Genomic DNA, 20,622 nt, shown 5'->3' on the forward strand with positions numbered 1-20,622 from the left:
GGAGTGGGCGTGGCGCGAGTTCCCACGGGAGAGTCTGTGCTTGCCCGCGCGGCACGCGTCATCGAGGCGTTCGGCATCGACGATTCCACGCTGACGGTCTCCGAGATCGCCCGGCGCGCAGGCCTGCACGTCGCCACCGCCTCCCGGCTGATCGAGGAACTCGTCCGGTGCGGATGGCTCGAACGTGACGGCCGTCGAGTGCGGGTCGGGGTGCGCCTGTGGGAGGTGGCCTCACGGTCGTCACCCACGGTGAGCCTGCGGGAGGCGGCGCGTCCGTTCATGGAGGACCTGCACGCGGTGGTCGACCAGCACACCCAGCTGGCGGTCCGGGAGGGCACCGAGGTGCTGTTCCTGGAACGACTCACCGCGCGCGGGGCGGCCGTCAACTTCACGCGCGTCGCCGGTCGGCTACCACTGCACGCCTCCTCGTCCGGGCTCGTGCTGCTCGCGCACAGTCCGATCGAGGTGCAGGACGAGGTGATGAACGCGCCGATGCGCGCCTTCACCGAGCACACCATCCACACCCCCCGGGATCTGCGTGCTGCGCTGGCGCAGATCCGCAGACAGGGATACGCGCTCTGCGCGGGCCACCTCCACCCCGACACCACCGGCGTGGCGGTCCCTGTCCGCGGGGCGTACGAGGAGGTCGTCGCCGCACTGGGGTTGATCGTGCCGAACGACCCCTCCGCTTACGCGCAGATCCCGGCACTGCAGGCCGCCGCTCGAGGCATATCCCGAGTGATCTCCCACCCGACGCCGCCGAGCCGGTAACCCACCGCACACATTTTCTCTCAATGATCGAGAAACGTCTGGTGTGAACTTCACGGTCCGGACGATCCTCGATCCGACGACGAGACAGAGGAGTTTGTCGTGTCCGATCACATTGCCGCCACGGAGTCGGCTGTGCGAGTCATTGCGAAAGAGTCTGCAGCACAGGGTGTTACTGCCCTGACGCTCGCCCATCCCGAGGGTAGGCGTCTGCCGGACTGGGCGCCGGGTGCGCACATCGACCTGATGCTGCCCAACGGACTCACCCGCCAGTACTCGCTGTGCGGCGACCGCTGGGACGCCCACACCTACCGCGTCGCCGTGCTACGCGAGCCGTACGGCCGCGGGGGGTCGGCGTACATCCACGATCACTTGGCCGTCGGCGATCTCGTCGGTATCGGCGGTCCCCGCAACAATTTCCGGATGGTGCCCTCGTCGCGGTACCTGTTCCTCGCCGGCGGCATCGGCATCACCCCACTGCTGCCGATGATCCGGCAAGCAGACTCGATCGCCGCCGACTGGCACCTCCTCTACGGCGGCCGTACCCGTGACACGATGGCATTCGGCGACGAACTCGCGCGGTACGGCGAGCGGGTCTCCCTCGTCCCCCAGGACCAGAAGGGTCGACTCGACCTCGACGTCGCCACCGAAGCCGCGGCGGCCGGCGCGAAGGTGTACGCGTGCGGTCCGGTACCGCTGCTCGATGCGCTCACGAGCCGCGCCACGTCCTGGCCGAAGGGCGCGTTGCGGCTCGAACGCTTCGTCCCTCGGGAGCAGCCGGCCCCGGTCCGCAACAGCCCCTTCGACATCGAACTGGCCAGGTCGGGCCGCACGATCTCCGTCACGCCGCAGCAGAGCGTGCTCGACGCGCTGCGGGCAGCCGGTGTGGGCGTGCTCTCGTCGTGTCGCGAAGGCACCTGCGGAACCTGTGAGACCACGGTCCTGGCCGGAGAGCCCGACCACCGCGACTCCGTACTCGACGACGGCGAACGAGCGGCCGTGGACTGCATGCTCGTCTGCGTTTCGCGATCGTGCTCCGACCGCCTGGTACTCGACCTCTGACCACCTCACCAAGGGATCTCGCCATGACAACTCTCGCACCGACCGGAACACCGATCAGCGACGCCGACCCGTTCGACCTCGACGTTCTCGACAACCCCCTACCGTTCCAGGAGGAACTTCGCGAGGCCGGGCCCGTCGTCCGCCTCGACCGTCTCGGCGTGTTCGGCATGGGTCGTTACGAGCAGGTGCACGCCGCCCTCACCGACTGGCAGTCGTTCCAGTCCGCCGCGGGTGTCGGACTGAGCAACTTCCGTTACGAGAAGCCCTGGCGGCCACCGAGCCTGCTGCTCGAGGCGGACCCGCCGCACCACGACGCCCCCCGTGCGCTCCTCACCCGCATCCTCGGTCCCCGCGCGCTGCGCACGCTCCGGAACGCCTGGATCGACGACGCCGAGGATCTGGTCGACGAGGTCCTGGCCCGAGGAACCGAACTCGATGCCGTCACCGACCTGGCCGCGGCGTTCCCGCTGCGGGTGTTCCCGGACGCCGTCGGTATACCCGACGCCGGGCGGGAGAATCTGCTGCCGTACGGGGACCACACCTTCAATGCCTTCGGCCCCGCCAACAGCCTGGTCGACCGGGGTATCTCGCGGATCCGAGACCTGTCGGCCTGGGTCAACGCCCAGTGCGCGCGCGACATCCTGACCGAGGGCGGCTTCGGAGCGCAGATCTGGGCCGCGGCGGATCGCGGTGACATCACCCACGACCAGGCACCCCTGATTGTTCGGTCGCTCCTCACCGCAGGGGTCGACACGACCGTCAACGGGCTGGCTGCCGTACTGTACGCGTTCGCTACCCACCCCGAGCAATGGCGAGCGGTGCGGGCGAACCCGTCGCTGGCGCGGACCGCGTTCGACGAGGCGGTGCGCTGGGAGTCGCCCGTGCAGACCTTCTTCCGCACCGCCACCCGCGACATCGAGATCGGCGGCACCGTCATCCCCGACGGCCACAAGGTTCTGCTGTTCCTCGGCGCGGCCAACCGTGACCCCCGACGCTGGGAGCGGCCCGACGCGTTCGACCTCGCGCGCGACCCGTCCGGTCACGTCGGGTTCGGGATGGGCATCCACCAGTGTGTCGGCCAGCACGTCGCGCGTCTCGAATCGGAGGCGCTACTCACGGCGCTGGCCACACGGGTCGAGTCGATCGAGGTCGACGGTCCGGTGCACCGGCACCTGAACAACACCCTCCGCTCGTGGCGGTCGGTGCCGATCCGCGTCCGACTCGCGTGAGCGACGAGGCACAGAGACACCGTGCCCCGCGAGTTCGATCGGCCCACCACCGACACCCGGCGGCTCACCGAGTGCACCCTTCGGGTTCGGCCTGACACGCCGAGCCGGGCGGTTGTCACCGACGCCGCCGGTGTCAGTTGTCACCGACGCCGCCGGCGTCAGTTGTCGACGACGACCACCACACCGGCGCGCATCAGCACGGCGTACAGCTCGCACAGCGGGGGAGTGAGCAGCCGGACCACGGCGCCGACCACCGCATCCGGGCCCACTGGGACCATCGGGTTCGACATGCCTCGACCGTAGGGACGCCGGATGAACCGAAGTTGACGAACGAGGAAAGAACGGTCGACGAATCGTCCGCGCGGGGGACCTCGCCGGACGACGGCGCGGACACGGAGACGACGTCCGCGGCGACGACTCGCCTCGTCACGGGGTGCACACGAGGGTGAATCCGGCGCCGATGCCGCCCCGGGCGTCGAGGTCCTCGACGATCCGGTCGGCCCGCTGGTAGACCGCGAAGCGCACATCGTCGGGGCGGTAGCCGACGGCGAGGCCGAGCCACTCGCCGGTGTCGGTGCGGACCAGTGGACCACCGGAGTCGCCCTGTTGCATCACGAGCCACGAATTGAACGAGTTCGGGTTCACCAGCACGTCCCGGGTGCCGGCGACGTCCAGGGCGTCGACGAGGGGCAACGGCCCGCATGCGATCCCGGTCGTGTGCCCGGCCGCGCAGTGCCGGCCGATGTCCTGGTCACCGTCCGGCAGCGAGCCGATCGACTCGAGCGCCACGACCTCGCCGTCGGCGTCCGGGGCCGACGTGTTCGACCCGCGCACCCTGGTCTCGTCGAGCAGGATCACCGCGTAGTCCGGCACCGCGTCGGTCGGCACCCCGAGGGGGTCCACCGAGCCGGGGCTGTAGACGGACGTCTCGGTGCCGATCGGTCCGTGGCCCTGCTCGCCGACCTTCCACACCTCGCCGGCGCCGTTCTGCCAGCAGTGTCCGGCGGTGACGGCGACGAGGCGGCCCTCCCGGTCGTGACCGACCGCGCCGACCGAGCACCAACCCGGCGCGGGATCGGCGCTGGTGAAGGTGATTCCGTCGCCGGGGCGCAGCACGATCCGCTCGTCCGGTACGTGCGCGGCCGCACCCGGCGCCGGGGCGAGCAGCACGGCCGCACACGCCGTCACGAGGAGCAGGGCGCGTCTCATGCCTTCTCCCATCTCCATTCGTGGACCGCGAGATCGGGGGGCGGTGGGGATTGCGGCCACGGACGCTTCACCGAAGTCGGCACGTTACCAGCGTTTCCGCGGGGAGGCGCCCCGGGTTTCGTGTTCGCGTCGCCGGCGCTGCGGGCGCACCGCGAGTCGGAGGCCGGCGGTGTCCCCATTCCGGCCGGAGGCCGGCAGTGTCCCCATTCCGGCCGGAGGCCGGCGGTGCGGCGGTGCCCCCGGTGAGACTCGAACTCACACTGGACGGGTTTTGAATCCGTTTCCTCTGCCAATTGGGATACGGGGGCGTCGTGCGCAGACCACTGTAGAAGATCGGTGACGGCCGTCGGCCACCGGTACCCTTCTAACGTTCCACCCCCTCCACGGGGGCCGCCCGAGCGACAGGAGATGGCCGACGATGACAGCCGCCCCGCACGAGAATCCCGCTCAGCCGCGGCGCGTCGTAGTAGCCGAGGACGAGGCGCTGATCAGGCTCGATCTGGTGGAGATGCTCCGCGAGGAAGGCTACGAGGTGGTCGGCGAGGCCGGCGACGGGCAGCGGGCGGTCGAACTGGCGGAGCAGCTGAAGCCGGACCTGGTCATCATGGACGTGAAGATGCCCCGGCGCGACGGCATCGACGCCGCCTCGGAGATCGCCGCCCGGCGCATCGCACCTGTGGTCATTCTCACGGCGTTCAGTCAGCGTGAGCTCGTCGAACGCGCCCGCGACGCCGGCGCCATGGCGTATCTCGTCAAGCCGTTCTCGAAGACCGATCTCGTTCCGGCGATCGAGGTGGCAGCGAGCCGGTTCGCGGAGATCCGTGAACTCGAGCGCGAGGTGGCGGGGCTGACCGAGCGGTTCGAGACCCGCAAACTCGTCGACCGTGCCAAGGGTCTGCTCATGGACAAGCACGCGATGACCGAGCCCGAGGCGTTCCGCTGGATCCAGCGGGCGGCGATGGACCGGCGCACCACGATGAAGCACGTCGCGGAGGTGGTCATCGAGACGCTGGGCGGCGCCGCGGCGGGATGACGGAGCTTCCCGTTACGCCGGTGTCAATTCTTCGATAACGGTCGCGTCACAAGGATTTCGCCCGGGTTCGCGGAACGCGTGGGGCGGATAGGTTTCTGGCCACGTCCCGGTGACGTATCCGGAGACGGTGTGCATGCCGACCGAAGGAGAGTTGGATGGCCAGACGGACCTTCGTCCGCGCCGCTGCGGTGTTCGGAGCAGCGTCTCTCGCCCTTGCGGGGTGTAGCTCGGACAGCGACGATTCCGCCACGGGCGGTTCCGGTGACAGCGCAGCGTCGGCGACGACCGTGACCACCGACTGCGAACCCGCGCAGGCGACCGCCGGGGCCACCCCGGTGACGACACCGCTCAAGATCGGCACCCTGCTACCCGAGACCGGCAGCCTCGCCTTCCTCGGGCCGCCCGAGGTGGCGGCGGTGCGACTCGCGGTGGACGACGTGAACGCCGCCGGCGGTGTGCTGAACCAGCCGGTGGAACTGATCACCGGCGACTCGGGCGACACCACGACCGACACGGCGAATTCCACGGTGGACCGGGAGCTCGCGGCGGGAACCCAGGTGATCGTGGGCGCGGCCTCGTCGTCGGTGTCGTTGAAGGTGATCGACAAGATCACCGGCGCCGGGGTGGTGATGTTCTCGCCGGCGAACACCTCCGACCAGTTCGTGTGTTACCCCGACAAGGGGCTGTACTTCCGCACCGCCCCCACCGATGTGCTGCAGGCCCAGGCGCTGGCGCAGCTGATCTCGGACGACGGTGCCCAGCGGGTGTCGATCATCGCGCTCAACGACCCGTACGGCACCGGCCTGGCCACCAACACCCAGAACAACCTCGTCGAGGCCGGCGTGCCGGAGGATCAGATCCAGAAGATCATCTACGACCCCAACGCGCAGTCCTTCAACGCCGAGGTCGACCAGATCAAGAACTTCGGGCCCGACGCCGTGGCGCTCATCGGGTTCGAGGAGTCCGCGAAGATTCTCACCCGCATGCACGAGGTGGGCATCGGGCCGGCCGACGGGATGCTCGTCTACGGCGTGGACGGAAACATGGGCAATGCCCTCGGTGAGGCCGTCGCGCCGGGACTGCTGGACACGATGCGTGGCACCACGCCGCTCACGGACGTCGGACCGGACTTCCAGAATCGGCTCCGGGCCGTCGATCCCGCGCTGATCGACTTCAACTATTCCGGCGAGTCCTACGACGCCGTGGTGATCTCGGCGCTCGCGGCGGAACAGGCCGGTTCCACCGCCGGTGTGGACATCGCCGCGAACATCAACGACGTCACCCAGGGCGGCACGACGTGTACCAGCTACCAGCAGTGCGTCGATCTGCTGCGCGGGGGCCAGGACATCGACTACGACGGTGTCACCGGCCGACTCGAGTTCACCGACGCCGGCGAGCCGGGGATCGGATCGTACGGGCACCTGGTGTTCGGGCCGGACAACACGCTCACCACGGAGGACTACATCGTGGTCGGTGAGTGACGACGACTCGGTGGGCGGGCCGGGAACCGGATCGGTTCCCGGCCCGCCCAGCGTCAGTTGTGCTTCTGCTCCCTGCTGCCGGCGAGCGTCCCGAGGTACAACTCGACGACCTTCGGGTCGTGCATGAGGTTCGGTCCGGTGTCGGTGTAGGCGTTGCGGCCCTGGTCGAGCACGTAGCCGCGGTCGCAGATCTGCAGGCACCGGCGGGCGTTCTGTTCGACCATGATGATCGACACCCCCGCGGCGTTGATCTTCTTGCAGCGGATGAACACCTCGTCCTGGAACATCGGCGACAAGCCCGCCGACGGTTCGTCGAGCAGCAGCACGGACGGATCCATCATCAGTGCCCGGCCCATCGCCACCATCTGCCGCTCACCGCCGGACAGGGTCGCGGCCTTGACCTTGCGACGCTCACCGAGGAGCGGGAACAACTCCGCGACGAACGTGAACCGTTGGTCGAATTGCTTGGGCCGCAGGTAGATTCCCATCTCGAGGTTCTCCTCGATGGTCAGTGACGGGAACACGTTGCGGGTCTGCGGCACGTAGCCGAGCCCCTTGCGTACCAGGACGTGCGCCGGAGCGGCGGTGATATCGTCGCCACGCAGCGTCACCGTGCCGCGTCGCACGGGGATCAGCCCGAACAGCGCCTTGAGCAGGGTCGACTTGCCGGCACCGTTGGGTCCGATGATGCCGACGATCTCGCCGTCGCGGAGGAAGAAGTTGCAGCCGCGCAGGATGTCGACGCCGGGGAAGTACCCGGCGACGATGTCGTCGGCGCGCACCAGTGCCCCCTCGGCGAGGCGGGCGTGTTCCTCGGCGGTGGCCGCGCGCTCGGCCGCGGTCGTCTGCGCCGGTTCGGGGGGTGGCATCTCGCTCACGGCTTCTCCTGCGTCGGAGGCTCGGGCCCGGGTCCGAGCCGTCCGGTCCCGTCGGGCAGGTCGGCGAGGACGGTGGTGTCCGGCTCGGACAGGTCGCCACCGGTCTCGAGGGTCTGGGCCTCGGCCTCCTCCATCGCTACGGCGAGCGCGGCCGTGGCGCCGACGGGGTTGCCCTCGTCGTCGAACTCGAGCACCTGGTCGTGGTGGCTGCCGAGATAGGCGTCGACGACGGCCGGATTCGAGGAAAGCTGGTCCGGCGGAGCCTCGGCGATCACCGATCCCTGCGCCATCACCACCACCCAGTCGGAGATGTCGCGGATGACGTCCATGTCGTGCTCGACGAACACGACGGTCGTGCCGTCGTCGCGCAGGGTCTTGATGTGCCCGAGGAGTGTCTGCGTCAGCGCGGGATTGACCCCGGCCATCGGCTCGTCGAGCATGACCACCGCCGGTTCGGTCATCAGGGCCCGGGCCATCTCGAGGAGCTTGCGCTGCCCACCGGACAGGGAACCGGCCAGGTCGTCGGCCTTCGCGTCGAGGGCGAACCGCGCCAGCATCTCGCGGGCACGTTCCGTGACGGCACGTTCCTGCCGGTGCCACGTCCACGGCAGCAACGCTGCGAGCATCCGTTCCCCCCGCTGGCCCGTCGCACCGAGCCGCACGTTGTCGAGCACGGTCATCTTCGACAGCGCCTTGGTGAGCTGGAACGTCCGCACGATCCCGCGGCGCGCGAGCTGGTGCGGGTGCAGACGTCCGAGCGACGTCCCGTCCATGCTCCAGGTCCCCGTGTCGGGTCGGTCGAAACCGGTGAGCAGGTTGAACAGCGTGGTCTTGCCGGCGCCGTTCGGCCCGATCAGGCCGGTGATGCAGCCGCGCTGGATCTCGAGGTGCGCCACGTCGACCGCCCGGAGACCGCCGAAGGTTCGGGAGAGCGCGTCCACCACGAGGACCGGATCCGGTTTGGCCGCGCCGGGCTCGCGGGCCACGGTGTCGAACAGGGCGGAACGCTGTGCCGCGGGCAGGGTCGCGTCAGGCATCGAGCTGCACCTCCCGCTTGTTGCCGAGGATGCCTTGGGGCCGGAACACCATCATGACGGCGATGAGCACGCCGAGGAGGATGTAGCGCATCGCGCCGACCTGCTGCTCGGACAGGGCCAGCAGCGGGTCCGGACCCGAGATGGCCTGGCGCAGCAGGGCATCGGGAATGGTGAGCAGGAACCAGAACAGCATCGCGCCGAGGACGGGACCGAACACGGTGGCGGCGCCCCCGAGGATCAGGGCGCCGAAGGCGAAGAACGTCTGCGCGGTGGAGTAGAAGTCGGGGTTGATCGACTTGGTCTGCAGCGCGTTGAAGATGCCGCCGAGCCCGCCGATCATGCCGCCGAGCACCAGCGCCTGCATCTTGTACACGAAGACGTTCTTGCCGAGCGATCGGGCGGCGTCCTCGTCCTCGCGGACGGCCTTGAGTACTCGCCCCCACGGGCTGTGGCTGAGCAGGTACACCAGCCCGCACAGCGCCAGCACCAGGGTCCAGCCCACGACCATCGCCCACAGGTCGTCGCCGTAGAACCGCATCCCGAGCAGCGAGTACTGCCGCCCGGAGTCGAACGGGCTGAGCTCGGTGAACGGTCCGGCGAATCCGAACAGCCCGTTGGTCGAGCCGGTCACCGGATCCGAGGCGGTGGACCGGAACACCAGCCGCAGGATCTCGGAGGCCGCGATGGTGACGATGGCGAGGTAGTCGGCCCGCAGCCGCAGGGTGGGGATGCCCAGCACCACGGCCAGCAGGGCCGAGGCGGCCAGCCCCACGAGGATGCCGAGCCACAGCGGCTGGTCGTAGGTCACGGTCATGATCCCGACGCCGTACCCGCCGAGCAGGGCGAATCCGATCTGGCCGAAGTTGAGCAGTCCGGCGTACCCGAAGTGCAGATTCAGTCCGATGGCGAGCAGCGCGTAGAAGATCGCCGACGGCCCGATCAACTGGGCGAAGGAAACCTGGAGAACGGCAACGAGATCCACGGCGCTCACCCCACCCTGGCCCGGCTGCCGAGAATGCCCTGCGGACGGACGACGAGGACGACGATCAACACGAGCAGACCACCGATGTACTTCAGGTCGGGGTTGATGATCAGCGTCGACAGCTGCACGAGCAGGCCGACGATCACGCAGCCCAGCAGCGCCCCGTACGCGGTGCCCAGCCCGCCGAGGGTGATCCCGGCGAACATCAGCAGCAGCAGCTTGAAGCCCATCTCCCACTGGACGCGGCCGCCGAGCTCGGACAGACCGAACAACACCCCACCGAGGGCCGCGAGTCCGCCGCCGAGTCCCCACACGAACCGGACGACGCGTTCGACGTCGATGCCCGAGGCCGCCGCCAGATCCCGGTTGTCGGCCACCGCGCGCATGGCCTTGCCGATGCGGGTGCGCTGGACGAGCAGGGCGACCCCGACGAGCACGACGAGGCTGACGACGATGCACGCCAGGTTCACCGGGGTGATCGCGATCGGGCCCCATTCCAGCTGGCGCTGGCCCTGGTAGTCGGCGAACGGCTCGGCCCGGTCGGAGAACAGCGCGAGGATCAGGTAGCGCAGCGAGATCGCGAGGCCGATCGACACGACGAGCTGGGCGATCAGGCCGGTGCGCCGCCGCCGCAGGGGCGCCCAGATCAGCCCGTTGTTGAGCAGGCCGATGGCGATGCCCACCGCGATGGCGAGCAGCGTCGCGGGGATCAACTGGATGCCCAGGCTCACGTTGAAGATCCACGCGGCCACCGCGCCGAGGGTCACGAGTTCCCCGTGCGCGAAGTTCGTCAGGCCGGTGGTTCCGAAGATCAGACTCAACCCGACCCCGGCGATCGCGATCACCAGGCCGAACCGGAGTCCGTCGACGACGGTGCGGATCACCGTCTCCCACCCGGAGGTGCCGAACCCGGAACGCGACTCGCCGAACGAGAAGATGACCGTGTTCGCCCGCCCGGCGACGACGTCGCGCTGGACGGTGGCCCGCACGCTGACCTCGTCGGGGAGGGACTGCTCGTCCACCTCGAACGTGTAGGTGCCGGGGGGCACGGTCAGCTCCCACCGGCCGTCGGCCGCCGAGGTCGCTTCGGCGACCTCGGCGCCCGTGGTGTCGCGGGCCCGGACCGTGACCCCGCCGAGGCGCTGCCCGGCGTTGTTGAGGCTGCCGCTGACCCGCACCCCCTCGCTCGGCTGCGGAGCGGTGGTGACCGGTGCCGGCGGGGGCGTGGGCTCCTGCGCGACCGCGGTCCCGATCCCGGCTCCGAGACCGGCGAGCGCGAGCAGCAGCAGCAGGAGTGTCGGGGCGAGCCGAGGGACCGGCCATCGCTCCCGGAGCGGCACGAATGGGGCCACGCAGGTCCTCCGGATCACGTCGGGGTCGTCGTGCGCGCCGCCGGGGCACCGGCGTCGTGGAACCGGACTTTAGCGGCTGCAACAGCGTTCCACGGCGCTCTGCGATTTCCGCCGCGTATCTGTTCTGTTTCGCCGCGCCGCGCCGCGCACACGGTCGCGGTGGGTCCGGGTTGTCCGAGCCGGTCCCTAGACTGAGGAACCGTGACTCGCGCATCGACCTCCTCCGCACCCGCCGCCTCCGGCGGCGACCGACCGACCCTGTTGCTGCTCGACGGGCATTCCCTGGCGTTCCGCGCGTACTACGCCCTGCCGGCGGAGAACTTCAAGACCCACAGCGGCCAGACCACCAACGCGGTGTACGGGTTCACCTCCATGCTCATCAACCTGCTGCGCGACGAGCAACCCACCCACGTCGCCGCCGCGTTCGACGTCAACCGCGACACGTTCCGGGCGACGGCGTACCCCGAGTACAAGGCCAACCGCAGCTCCGCGCCCGACGAGTTCCGCGGTCAGATCGACATCACCAAGGACGTGCTCGGGGCCCTGGGTATCCCGGTGATGGCCGAGGCCGGTTTCGAGGCCGACGACATCATCGCCACCCTGGCCACGCAGGCCGCGGCCCAGGGATATCGGGTGCTCGTCGTCACCGGCGACCGGGACTCCCTGCAGCTGGTCACCGACGACGTCACCGTCCTGTACCCCCGGCGCGGAGTGTCGGACCTGACGCGGTTCACGCCGGCGGCGGTGGAGGAGAAGTACGGGCTGACCCCGCAGCAGTACCCGGACTTCGCGGCGCTGCGCGGGGATCCGAGCGACAACCTGCCGTCGATCCCGGGCGTGGGGGAGAAGACCGCCGCCAAGTGGATCCGCGAGTTCGGGAGCCTCACCGACCTCGTCGACCGCGTCGACGAGGTCCGCGGGAAGACCGGCGACGCTCTGCGGGCGCACCTGTCGAGCGTGCTGCTCAACCGTCAGCTCACCGAGATGGTGCGGGACATGACCCTGCCCTACACCCCCGACCAGCTGGCGCTGGCTCCCTGGGACCGCGACCGCATCCACCGGTTGTTCGACGACCTCGAGTTCAAGGTGCTGCGCGACCGGCTGTTCGCGACGCTCAGCTCGGTCGAACCCGAGGCCGAGGAGGGCTTCGAGGTGCGCGGCGGCGTGCTCGAGCCGGGCGCGCTCACCGGGTGGCTGGCCGAGCATGCCGGGCCGGGTGCGCGGCACGGGATCACCGTGCTCGGGTCCTGTGTTCCGTACGGCGGTGACGCCACAGCCGTGGCGATCGCCGCGGCCGACGGGGAGGGGGCGTACGTGGACACCACGACCCTCACGCCCGAGGACGAGACGGCGCTGACCGGCTGGCTGGCCGACGCGACGGTGCCCAAGGCGCTGCACGAGGCGAAGGGCGCCCTGCACGCACTGCGCGGCCGCGGCTGGACGTTGGCCGGGGTCACCAGCGACACCGCCCTCGCGGCCTACCTGGTGCGTCCCGGTCAGCGCAGCTTCAATCTCGACGACCTGTCCCTGCGCTACCTCAAGCGGGAACTGCGGGTCGAGGAGTCGGGGGAGCAGCAGCTCTCGCTGCTCGACGACGCCGATGCCGCGGACGCGAAGGCCGCCGAGTCGGCGATTCTGCAGGCCCGGGCGGTGGTGGACCTCGCCGCGGCCCTGGCCACCGAACTCGAAGAGATCGAGTCCACCGCCCTGCTGACCGACATGGAACTGCCCCTGCTGGGGGTCCTCGCCGACCTCGAGACAACCGGCATCGCAGTCGAGGCCGAACGGCTGGAGGACCTGCAGTCCGGCTTCGTCGCGGACGTCGCCGCCGCCGCGTCGGCCGCCTACGACGTGATCGGCAAACAGATCAACCTCGGCTCACCGAAGCAGCTGCAGGTGGTGCTGTTCGACGAGCTGGACATGCCGAAGACGAAGAAGACCAAGACCGGCTACACCACTGACGCCGAGGCACTGCAGAACCTGTTCGAGCAGACCGGGCACCCGTTCCTCGAGCATCTGCTCGCCCACCGGGAAGCGATGAAGATGAAGACCACGGTCGACGGTCTGATCAAATCCATCGCCGACGACGGCCGCATCCACACCACCTTCAACCAGACCGTGGCGGCCACCGGCCGGCTCTCCTCGACCGAGCCGAATCTGCAGAACATCCCGGTGCGCACGGAGGCGGGCCGGCACATCCGCGACGCGTTCGTCGTCGGCCCCGGCTACGACCTGCTGCTCACCGCGGACTACAGCCAGATCGAGATGCGGATCATGGCCCACCTCTCCGGGGACGAGGGGCTGATCGAGGCCTTCAACACCGGCGAGGACCTGCACAGTTTCGTCGGCTCCCGGGCCTTCGGGGTGCCGATCGAGGAGGTCACCCCCGAACTGCGGCGGCGGGTCAAGGCGATGTCGTACGGCTTGGCGTACGGGCTCAGCGCGTACGGGTTGGCGCAGCAGCTGAAGATCTCCACCGACGAGGCCCGCGAACAGATGGAGGCGTACTTCAACCGCTTCGGCGGCGTGCGCGACTACCTGCACGCCGTCGTCGAACAGGCCCGCAAGGACGGCTACACCTCCACCCTCTACGGCCGCCGCCGCTACCTGCCGGACCTGAACAGCGACAACCGGCAGCGCCGCGAGGTCGCCGAACGCGCCGCGCTCAACGCCCCGATCCAGGGCACCGCCGCCGACATCATCAAGGTCGCGATGATCGACGTGCAGACGGCGTTGCGCGAGGCCGGACTGCGTTCGCGCATGCTCCTGCAGGTGCACGACGAGCTGGTGCTCGAGGTGACCGCCGACGAGCGCGAACGGGTGCAGCAGCTGGTGCGGGACAAGATGGCCTCGGTCATCGAACTGTCCGTCCCGCTGGACGTCTCGGTCGGGTCCGGACGCAGCTGGGACGCCGCCGCGCACTGACCGCCCGGCGCGGGCAGGCGCACTCCCGGTCGCGCCGGGAGTGCGCCGGAGCCGGTGCTAGCCCTGCTTCTGGTTCTGTTCGGCGATCTGCCGGCGTACCTCGTCCATGTCGAGGGCCTTGACTTGGGTCACGAGATCCTCGAGCGCGGCCGGCGGCAGGGCCCCGGCCTGGTTGAACACGAGGATGCCTTCCCGGAACGCCATGATCGTGGGGATGGACCGGATGTTCGCCGCCGCCGCGATGCCCTGTTCGGCTTCGGTGTCGACCTTGGCGTGCACGACGTCCGGGTGCTTCTCCGAGGACGACTCGAACGTGGGGGCGAAGGAGCGGCACGGCCCGCACCACGACGCCCAGAAGTCGACGAGGACCACGTCGTTACCGGTGATGATGTCGTCGAAGTTCTGCTGGGTGAGAGTCTGGGTGGCCACAGGGATCCTTTCGGTCGGGTACTGATCGCGTCAACGTCCCGTCGCGACCGTTTCTTCCCGCGGGTACCCGCTCCGGCCGGGGATACCCACCTCGCCGACACCGCGGCGGGCCCCGACCTCGGGGCGGATCATCGCCCGAGGCCGGACCCGGCGCGGAACGTGCGACGGTAGGTGTGCGGCGTGGTGCGGCGCAGACGCAGGAAGTGCTGCCGCAGGACCGCGGCGGTCCCGAACCCGACGCGGTCGGCGACCGCGTCGACGGGCAGGTCCGTGCTCTCGAGCAACCGCTGGGCGGCGAAGACCCGCTGATCGCGCAACCAGCGGGCGGGCGTCGTCCCGGTCTCGGCCAGGAACCGCCGCGCGAAGGTCCGCGGGGACATGTGTGCCTTCGCGGCGAGCGCCGCCACGGGCAGATCCTCGTCGAGGTGCTCGGTCATCCAGTCGAGCAGCGGCGCGAGGGTTTCGGCGGGTGCCGTCGGCAGCGGCATGGCGACGTACTGGGCCTGCCCGCCGTCGCGGTGCGGCGGGACCACCATCCGGCGCGCGATGCCGTTGGCCACGTCGGAACCCTGCTCCCTGCGCACGATGTGCAGGCACAGGTCGATGCCGGCGGCGGTGCCGGCGCTGGTGAACACCGGGTCGTCGTCGACGTAGAGCACGTCCGGATCGACCTTCGCGGACGGGAAGCGTGCGGCCAGCTGCGCCGCGTGGCGCCAGTGGGTGGTGCAGCGGCGATCGTCGAGCAGCCCGGCCGCACCCAGGACGAAGGCACCCGTGCACAGGCTCGCGACCCGCGCGCCGCGATCGACCGCGGCGCGCAGCTTCGCGAACAGTGGCTCCAGATCGGCGATCTCGCCGCCGGCGCCGCAGACGAACGACTCGTCGCGGTCGGCGATCCCGGTGCCGCCGGCGGGAATGACGATCAGATCCGCGTCGTCGAGGCGATCGAGGTCGTAGGGGACGTCGATCGTGTACCCGAATCGGGTGGTGACCGGGTGGGGACTGCCCGCGACGAGGCTGAAGTCGTACACGGGCAACCCGTCGTCGGAGCGGTCGAACCCGAACACCTCACAGGCGACACCGAGTTCGAAGACCTCGGTGCGGGGGAGCAGCGGCACGACCACCGTCGTCAGCATGTCACCCAGTCTGCCATCGGATTGGCCGGAAAACGACGCTACATGTCGTTCCTGCCGCTGTCGGCAGGTGCGCCCGCGGACGAGGCTGAGACCATGACCGTCCTCCTGCTCGTCCTCGTCGTGTTCGTGGTGCTCGACGCCCTGGCGCTGACCGGCCGGACGCCCGACACCCACCGTGAGGAGACCCAGTTCGGCGACTACCGCGTCTGATCCGGGACCGGCCCGCGGCGGCGCGGCGTCACACCACCCGCCACTCGCGCCGCGCCTCGCCGTCCCACCGCCGGATGCCCGCCGACACGCCCGTCAGCTCCCGGGTGCCCGCACGGGTCGCCGTGAGCGCCGAGCCGAGCCGGCCCGGCGGCACCCGACGGGCCAGGGTCACGTGCGGGGTCCACTCGCCGGGCCGGATATGCGGGGGAACACCCGGACAGCCGTCGATCAGCTCGAACACCACCCGTTGCAGCTCGAGCAGTTCGGCCGTGGGCACCACCAGCCGCGCCACCGTCGCGGTACGCGAGCCGAACAGCACCATCCCCCCGAGCCGCACCGGCAACGGCTCGCCCGTGATCCGCTCCCGCATCGTCCCTTCCACCCCCGGCGGGATCGATGCGGCGACCGCGAGCGTGATGTGCGGGCGGTTCGACTCGGACCGGTTGCGGGCCTGACTGGCCAGCCCCACGTCCAGCAAGCGCGTCCATTCCTCGCGGACGGCCTGATCCAGGCGGTCGTCGAGGAGCAGTTCCACCGACTGCACCATGGTGGGTAATGATTGCCCCATGACCGACGCCGTCGCAATCCCCGCCCCGCACCGCATCGGACTGCTCGAGGGAGACGGGATCGGTCACGAGATCGTCCCGGCCGCCCGGCGGGTGGTCGACGCCGCCGTCGCCGCCTCGCACGGCCCGCAGATCGACTGGGTGCCGCTGCCGCTCGGCGCCGATGCGATCGCCACCCACGGCACCCCCACCCCCGAGTCCACCCTCGACGCCCTCGCCGGCCTGGGGTCGTGGATCCTCGGACCGCACGACAGCGCGGCCTACCCCGACCCGTTCCGGGCCCAGCTCACGCCGGGCGGACAGATTCGCAAGCGGTTCGGCCTCTACGCCAACATCCGTCCCGCCCGCGCCCTGCCCGGCGTCCGCGCCGTGTCACCGCACATGGACCTCGTCATCGTGCGGGAGAACACCGAAGGGCTCTACGCCGACCGCAACATGGCCGTCGGCAGCGGCGAATTCATGCCCACCCCCGACGTCGCGCTCGCCGTCGGCGTCGTCACCCGGGCCGCCTCCGAACGCATCGCCCACACCGCCTTCCGGCTCGCCGCCCGTCGTCGCCACCGTCTTACCATCGTGCACAAGGCCAACGTGCTGTCCCTGACCACCGGCCTGTTCCGGGACGTGTGCCGAGAGGTCGGCGCCCAGTATCCGTCGGTCACGGTGGACGACGAGCACGTCGACGCCATGGCCGCCCACCTCGTCCGCCACGGCGGCGACTACGACGTCGTCGTGACCGAGAACATGTTCGGCGACATCCTCTCCGACCTCGCGGGCGAGCTGTCCGGCTCGCTCGGCACCGCGGCGTCGATCAACGCTTCCGACACCCAGGCCATGGCGCAGGCCGCCCACGGGGCGGCCCCCGACATCGCCGGCCGCAACCGCGCCAATCCCACGGCCCTCATCCTGTCCGCCGCGATGCTCCTCGACCGGCTCGGCACCGTCCACGACCTGCCCGAGTTCGTCGCCGCCGCCCGCCGGATCGAGCACGCCGTCGAGGCGACCGTCGAGGCCGGCGTGGCCACCGCCGATCTCGGGGGACTCGCCTCCACCGCGGAATTCACCGAGACCGTCGTCGCCCGCACGCTGCGTCGCTGAGCTCGCAGCTCGAGTCGTCGCTGAGCTCGCAGCTCGAATCGTCGCTGAGCTCGCAGCTCGAATCGTCGCTGAGCTCGCGGCTCGAGTCGTGGCCGAGTTCGCAGCTGTTGACCTCGAGTCGGCTCGAGGTTCTAGCGTGGCCGCCATGACCACCGAGATCCTGCGTATCGACAAGTTCGCCGTTCCCGCGGCCGCACGGGAGACCTTCCTCGCCGCGGTCCACGAGACCCACCGCGACCTGCGCACCCAGCCCGGCTTCCGCGGCGACGACGTCGTCGAACTGTGCTCCGGGCCGAGCGAATACAACATCGTCACCGTGGTGCGCTGGGCGGATCCCACGGCGCTGCACGAGGCCCGGACGGTCCTGCAGGAACGCCACGCCCGCCGGGGGTTCGACCCGGCCGCGTTCCGCCTCGAGCTCGGTGTCGTCGCGGACGTCGGCAACTACGTACCGGTCGACCCCGGTACCCGGTAGGCAGGTACGACCGGCGCCGCCGGGTCTGTTCGGAGCGGATTCCGCAATACGGGCCCGCCGATGGATACTGTGCGGTTGTGGACGAACCAGCATCTTCCTGGACCGACCGGCCGTCGACGCCTCGTGGCGGGGCTGCTCGGTGCGCTGCTGACGGCCGCGGTCCTGTCCGGCTGCGTCGTCAACACCGAGTCGACTGTGCCGCCCGGTGACCGGGTCGGCGCCGACCGGGTCGATGCGATCGCCGACCAGCTCCCGGCGACCGTCGCGACGACCGGTGAGCTGAAGGTGGGCGTCAACGTGCCCTACGCCCCGAACGAGTTCAAGGACGACGACGGCCGCATCGTCGGTTTCGCGGTCGAACTCGTCGAGGCCCTCGGCGACGTCCTCGGCGTGCGCCCGGTGTTCAACGAATCCGACTTCGACCGCATCATCCCCGCCGTCCAGGCGGGCACGTTCGACATGGGCTCGTCGTCGTTCACCGACACGAAGGAACGCGAGCAGTCCGTCGACTTCGTCACCTACTACAGCGCCGGGGTGCAGTGGGCGCAGCGCGTCGGTGACGACGTCGACCCCGACAACGCGTGCGGGCTGCGCGTCGCGGTGCAGACCACCACCTACGAGGACATCGACGAGGTGCCCGCCAAGAGCGAAGCCTGCGTCGCTGCGGGCAGACCCCCGATCGACAAGGTCAAGTACGACAGCCAGGACGAGGCGACCAACGCCCTCATCCTCGGCCGCGTCGACGCGCTCTCGGCCGACTCGCCGATCACCGCGTACGCGATCGCCCGCAGCGACGGCCGGCTCGAAACCGCCGGACCCGTGTTCGACGCCGCTCCCTACGGTTTCGTCGTCGCGAAGGGCTCGCCTCTCGGACCGGTGCTGCAACAGGCGATGCAGCACCTCATCGACTCCGGCGTCTACGCGCAGATCGCGCAGCGGTGGGGCATGGAAGAAGGAACCATCGACACCGCGCAGATCAACGCGGCGACGAGCTGACCGAAAGGGGTGCGATGAGCGACCGTCCGACCTCCCTCACCGGACCGGAACCGCAGACCGAACCGGAAACCATCGAGGCCGTGCCGCTGCGACGGCCGGGCCGTTGGATCGCCGGCATCGTCGTCGCCGTGCTGCTGGCGCTGTTCCTCTACGGCGCCGCCACCAACGAGGCCTACCGCTGGGACGTGTACGCGCAGTATCTGTTCGACCGGCGCATCACCGAGGCGGCCTGGAAGACCGTGCAGCTGACCGTGCTGGCGATGCTGCTCGCCGTCCTGCTCGGCGTGCTCCTCGCGGTCATGCGCCTGTCCCCGAACCCGGTGCTCAAGACCGTCTCGTGGGTGTACCTGTGGATCTTCCGCGGCACCCCCGTCTACGTGCAGCTGGTGTTCTGGGGCCTGTTCCCCTCGATCTACAAGCAGCTCGACCTCGGCATCCCGTTCGTGCACCAGTTCGTGCACATCGATCTGCAGGGCATCAACGCCGCCTTCCTATTCGCCGTGATCGGACTCGGCCTCAACGAGGCCGCCTACATGGCCGAGATCGTGCGCGCCGGGATCGGCTCGGTCCCCGAGGGCCAGACGGAAGCCTCGGTGGCGCTCGGCATGTCGTGGTCGCAGACCATCCGCCGGACCATCCTGCCGCAGGCGATGCGGGTGATCATCCCGCCGACGGGCAACGAACTCATCAGCATGCTCAAGACCACCTCCCTGGTCGCGGCGGTGCCGTACAGTCTCGAGCTCTACGGCCGTGCCCGCGACATCTCCGGCGCCAACTTCCAGCCCATTCCGCTGCTGCTCGTCGCCGCCACCTGGTACCTGGCCATCACCAGCCTGCTCATGGTGGGCCAGTACTTCCTCGAACGGCACTACTCGAAGGGCCTGAGCCGCCAGCTCACGACGCGGCAGTTGCAGGCCCTCGCCGACGCGCAGGGCAAGCCCGTGCCCGTCGAGCCCGGCGCCGCGCAGGCACCCGACATCCCCGGAGGAGAACGTCGATGACGCCCATGGTCCAGGCCGACCGGGTCTACAAGAGCTACGGCGCCCTGCGGGTGCTCAACGGCATGTCCCTCGAGGTGCCCGACGGCACCGTCGCCTGCCTGATCGGACCCTCCGGATCCGGCAAGTCCACCTTCCTGCGCTGCATCAACCACCTCGAGAACATCGACGCCGGCCGCCTGCACGTCGACGGCCACTTCGTCGGCTACGCCGAACGCGGGGGCAAGCTCTACGAGCTGAGCCCGCGCGCGGCGGCCAAGCAGCGCCGCGAGATCGGCATGGTCTTCCAGCACTTCAACCTGTTCCCGCACCGCACGGCCCTCGAGAACGTCGTCGAGGCGCCCATGCTGGTGAAGAAGATGCGTCGCCCCGACGCCGTCGCGCTGGCCCGGGACCTGCTCGACAAGGTCGGGCTCGCGGCCAAAGCCGACGCCTACCCGGCCCAGCTCTCCGGCGGCCAGCAGCAACGCGTGGCCATCGCCCGCGCCCTGGCCATGGAACCGAAGCTCATGCTCTTCGACGAGCCCACCTCCGCCCTGGACCCCGAGCTCGTCGGCGAGGTGCTGGCGGTCATGCGGGACCTCGCCGCCGGCGGGATGACGATGATGGTGGTCACCCACGAGATGGGCTTCGCCCGCGAGGTCGCCGACCAACTGGTGTTCATGGACGGCGGCGTGGTCGTCGAAGCCGGCCCGCCGCAGGAGTTGCTGCGCAATCCGCAGCACGAACGGACGAAGTCGTTCCTGTCGAAGCTGCTCTAG

The 20,622-nt window shown here is 69.9% G+C and carries 20 protein-coding genes and 1 tRNA gene; 11 read left to right on the forward strand and 10 right to left on the reverse strand.

The window, feature by feature from the left end; genetic code table 11:
• Positions 1–9: 9 nt before the first annotated feature.
• From RR3_RS09300 to RR3_RS09310, 3 genes are all read left to right on the forward strand, one after another.
• Positions 10–771 carry an IclR family transcriptional regulator gene (locus RR3_RS09300; protein WP_174557562.1) on the forward strand — a complete coding sequence of 254 codons (762 nt, stop codon included), beginning with the start codon at positions 10–12 and terminating at the stop codon, positions 769–771.
• 99 nt (positions 772–870) lie between these two features.
• The gene (locus tag RR3_RS09305; RefSeq protein ID WP_174557563.1) at positions 871–1,830 is read left to right on the forward strand and encodes a PDR/VanB family oxidoreductase; all 960 of its coding nucleotides are present in this window, start codon (positions 871–873) and stop codon (positions 1,828–1,830) included.
• A gap of 23 nt (positions 1,831–1,853) precedes the next feature.
• The gene (locus RR3_RS09310; protein ID WP_064066320.1) at positions 1,854–3,059 is read left to right on the forward strand and encodes a cytochrome P450; all 1,206 of its coding nucleotides are present in this window, start codon (positions 1,854–1,856) and stop codon (positions 3,057–3,059) included.
• 158 nt (positions 3,060–3,217) lie between these two features.
• Here the strand turns inward: RR3_RS09310 and RR3_RS25140 are convergent, their stop codons facing one another.
• The 3 genes from RR3_RS25140 to RR3_RS09320 form a co-directional block, all read right to left on the reverse strand.
• Positions 3,218–3,349 carry a hypothetical protein gene (locus RR3_RS25140; protein WP_255325549.1) on the reverse strand — a complete coding sequence of 44 codons (132 nt, stop codon included), beginning with the start codon at positions 3,347–3,349 and terminating at the stop codon, positions 3,218–3,220.
• A gap of 136 nt (positions 3,350–3,485) precedes the next feature.
• A complete protein-coding gene (locus RR3_RS09315) occupies positions 3,486–4,268 on the reverse strand; it encodes a chymotrypsin family serine protease (protein ID WP_064066321.1) in 783 nt (260 codons plus the stop codon).
• Between the two features lie 234 nt (positions 4,269–4,502).
• A tRNA-Leu gene (locus RR3_RS09320) sits at positions 4,503–4,576 on the reverse strand.
• Positions 4,577–4,686: 110 nt separating this feature from the next.
• Between RR3_RS09320 and RR3_RS09325 the strand changes: the two genes are divergently transcribed.
• Positions 4,687–5,301 (forward strand): ANTAR domain-containing response regulator, encoded by a 615-nt coding sequence (locus tag RR3_RS09325; protein ID WP_003937895.1) that lies wholly within the window; start codon positions 4,687–4,689, stop codon positions 5,299–5,301.
• 155 nt (positions 5,302–5,456) lie between these two features.
• Positions 5,457–6,782, forward strand: coding sequence for an ABC transporter substrate-binding protein (locus RR3_RS09330; protein WP_010595309.1), 1,326 nt, complete (start codon positions 5,457–5,459; stop codon positions 6,780–6,782).
• A 53-nt stretch (positions 6,783–6,835) separates the two neighbouring features.
• On the opposite strand, the gene RR3_RS09335 is transcribed toward RR3_RS09330, so the two are convergent.
• Genes RR3_RS09335 through RR3_RS09350 form a run of 4 tightly spaced genes read right to left on the reverse strand, consistent with a single transcriptional unit; the run spans position 6,836 to position 11,031 of the window.
• Positions 6,836–7,651 carry an ABC transporter ATP-binding protein gene (locus RR3_RS09335; protein ID WP_064066332.1) on the reverse strand — a complete coding sequence of 272 codons (816 nt, stop codon included), beginning with the start codon at positions 7,649–7,651 and terminating at the stop codon, positions 6,836–6,838.
• A 5-nt stretch (positions 7,652–7,656) separates the two neighbouring features.
• Positions 7,657–8,697, reverse strand: coding sequence for an ABC transporter ATP-binding protein (locus RR3_RS09340; protein WP_064066322.1), 1,041 nt, complete (start codon positions 8,695–8,697; stop codon positions 7,657–7,659).
• Positions 8,690–9,679, reverse strand: coding sequence for a branched-chain amino acid ABC transporter permease (locus RR3_RS09345; RefSeq protein ID WP_064066331.1), 990 nt, complete (start codon positions 9,677–9,679; stop codon positions 8,690–8,692). Before RR3_RS09345 ends, RR3_RS09340 begins: the two co-directional genes overlap by 8 nt.
• 5 nt (positions 9,680–9,684) lie before the next feature.
• Positions 9,685–11,031, reverse strand: a complete 1,347-nt coding sequence (locus tag RR3_RS09350) for a branched-chain amino acid ABC transporter permease (RefSeq protein WP_064066323.1) — start codon at positions 11,029–11,031, stop codon at positions 9,685–9,687.
• A gap of 201 nt (positions 11,032–11,232) precedes the next feature.
• Between RR3_RS09350 and polA the strand changes: the two genes are divergently transcribed.
• Positions 11,233–13,956, forward strand: coding sequence for a DNA polymerase I (gene polA, locus RR3_RS09355; RefSeq protein WP_017681330.1), 2,724 nt, complete (start codon positions 11,233–11,235; stop codon positions 13,954–13,956).
• Positions 13,957–14,013: 57 nt separating this feature from the next.
• Here the strand turns inward: polA and trxA are convergent, their stop codons facing one another.
• The 3 genes from trxA to RR3_RS09370 all read right to left on the reverse strand — a co-directional run bounded on the left by trxA (position 14,014) and on the right by RR3_RS09370 (position 16,278).
• Complete coding sequence (gene trxA, locus RR3_RS09360; protein WP_003937902.1) at positions 14,014–14,385, reverse strand: thioredoxin; 372 nt, start codon at positions 14,383–14,385, stop codon at positions 14,014–14,016.
• A gap of 128 nt (positions 14,386–14,513) precedes the next feature.
• Positions 14,514–15,521, reverse strand: a complete 1,008-nt coding sequence (locus RR3_RS09365) for a GlxA family transcriptional regulator (RefSeq protein ID WP_017681329.1) — start codon at positions 15,519–15,521, stop codon at positions 14,514–14,516.
• 238 nt (positions 15,522–15,759) lie between these two features.
• Positions 15,760–16,278 (reverse strand): 2'-5' RNA ligase family protein, encoded by a 519-nt coding sequence (locus RR3_RS09370; protein WP_064066324.1) that lies wholly within the window; start codon positions 16,276–16,278, stop codon positions 15,760–15,762.
• Between the two features lie 19 nt (positions 16,279–16,297).
• Between RR3_RS09370 and RR3_RS09375 the strand changes: the two genes are divergently transcribed.
• The 5 genes from RR3_RS09375 to RR3_RS09395 all read left to right on the forward strand — a co-directional run bounded on the left by RR3_RS09375 (position 16,298) and on the right by RR3_RS09395 (position 20,622).
• Positions 16,298–17,392: an isocitrate/isopropylmalate dehydrogenase family protein gene (locus tag RR3_RS09375; RefSeq protein WP_064066325.1), complete on the forward strand. Its 1,095-nt coding sequence runs from the start codon at positions 16,298–16,300 to the stop codon at positions 17,390–17,392.
• 145 nt (positions 17,393–17,537) lie between these two features.
• Positions 17,538–17,867, forward strand: a complete 330-nt coding sequence (locus RR3_RS09380; protein ID WP_040275116.1) for an antibiotic biosynthesis monooxygenase family protein — start codon at positions 17,538–17,540, stop codon at positions 17,865–17,867.
• 123 nt (positions 17,868–17,990) lie between these two features.
• Positions 17,991–18,863, forward strand: a complete 873-nt coding sequence (locus tag RR3_RS09385; protein WP_064066326.1) for an ABC transporter substrate-binding protein — start codon at positions 17,991–17,993, stop codon at positions 18,861–18,863.
• Between the two features lie 14 nt (positions 18,864–18,877).
• Positions 18,878–19,864: an amino acid ABC transporter permease gene (locus RR3_RS09390; RefSeq protein ID WP_010595320.1), complete on the forward strand. Its 987-nt coding sequence runs from the start codon at positions 18,878–18,880 to the stop codon at positions 19,862–19,864.
• A complete protein-coding gene (locus RR3_RS09395) occupies positions 19,861–20,622 on the forward strand; it encodes an amino acid ABC transporter ATP-binding protein (RefSeq protein WP_026137902.1) in 762 nt (253 codons plus the stop codon). Before RR3_RS09390 ends, RR3_RS09395 begins: the two co-directional genes overlap by 4 nt.

Origin of the sequence: Rhodococcus ruber NBRC 15591 (assembly GCF_001894945.1) — a bacterium.
Lineage (GTDB): Bacteria > Actinomycetota > Actinomycetes > Mycobacteriales > Mycobacteriaceae > Rhodococcus > Rhodococcus ruber.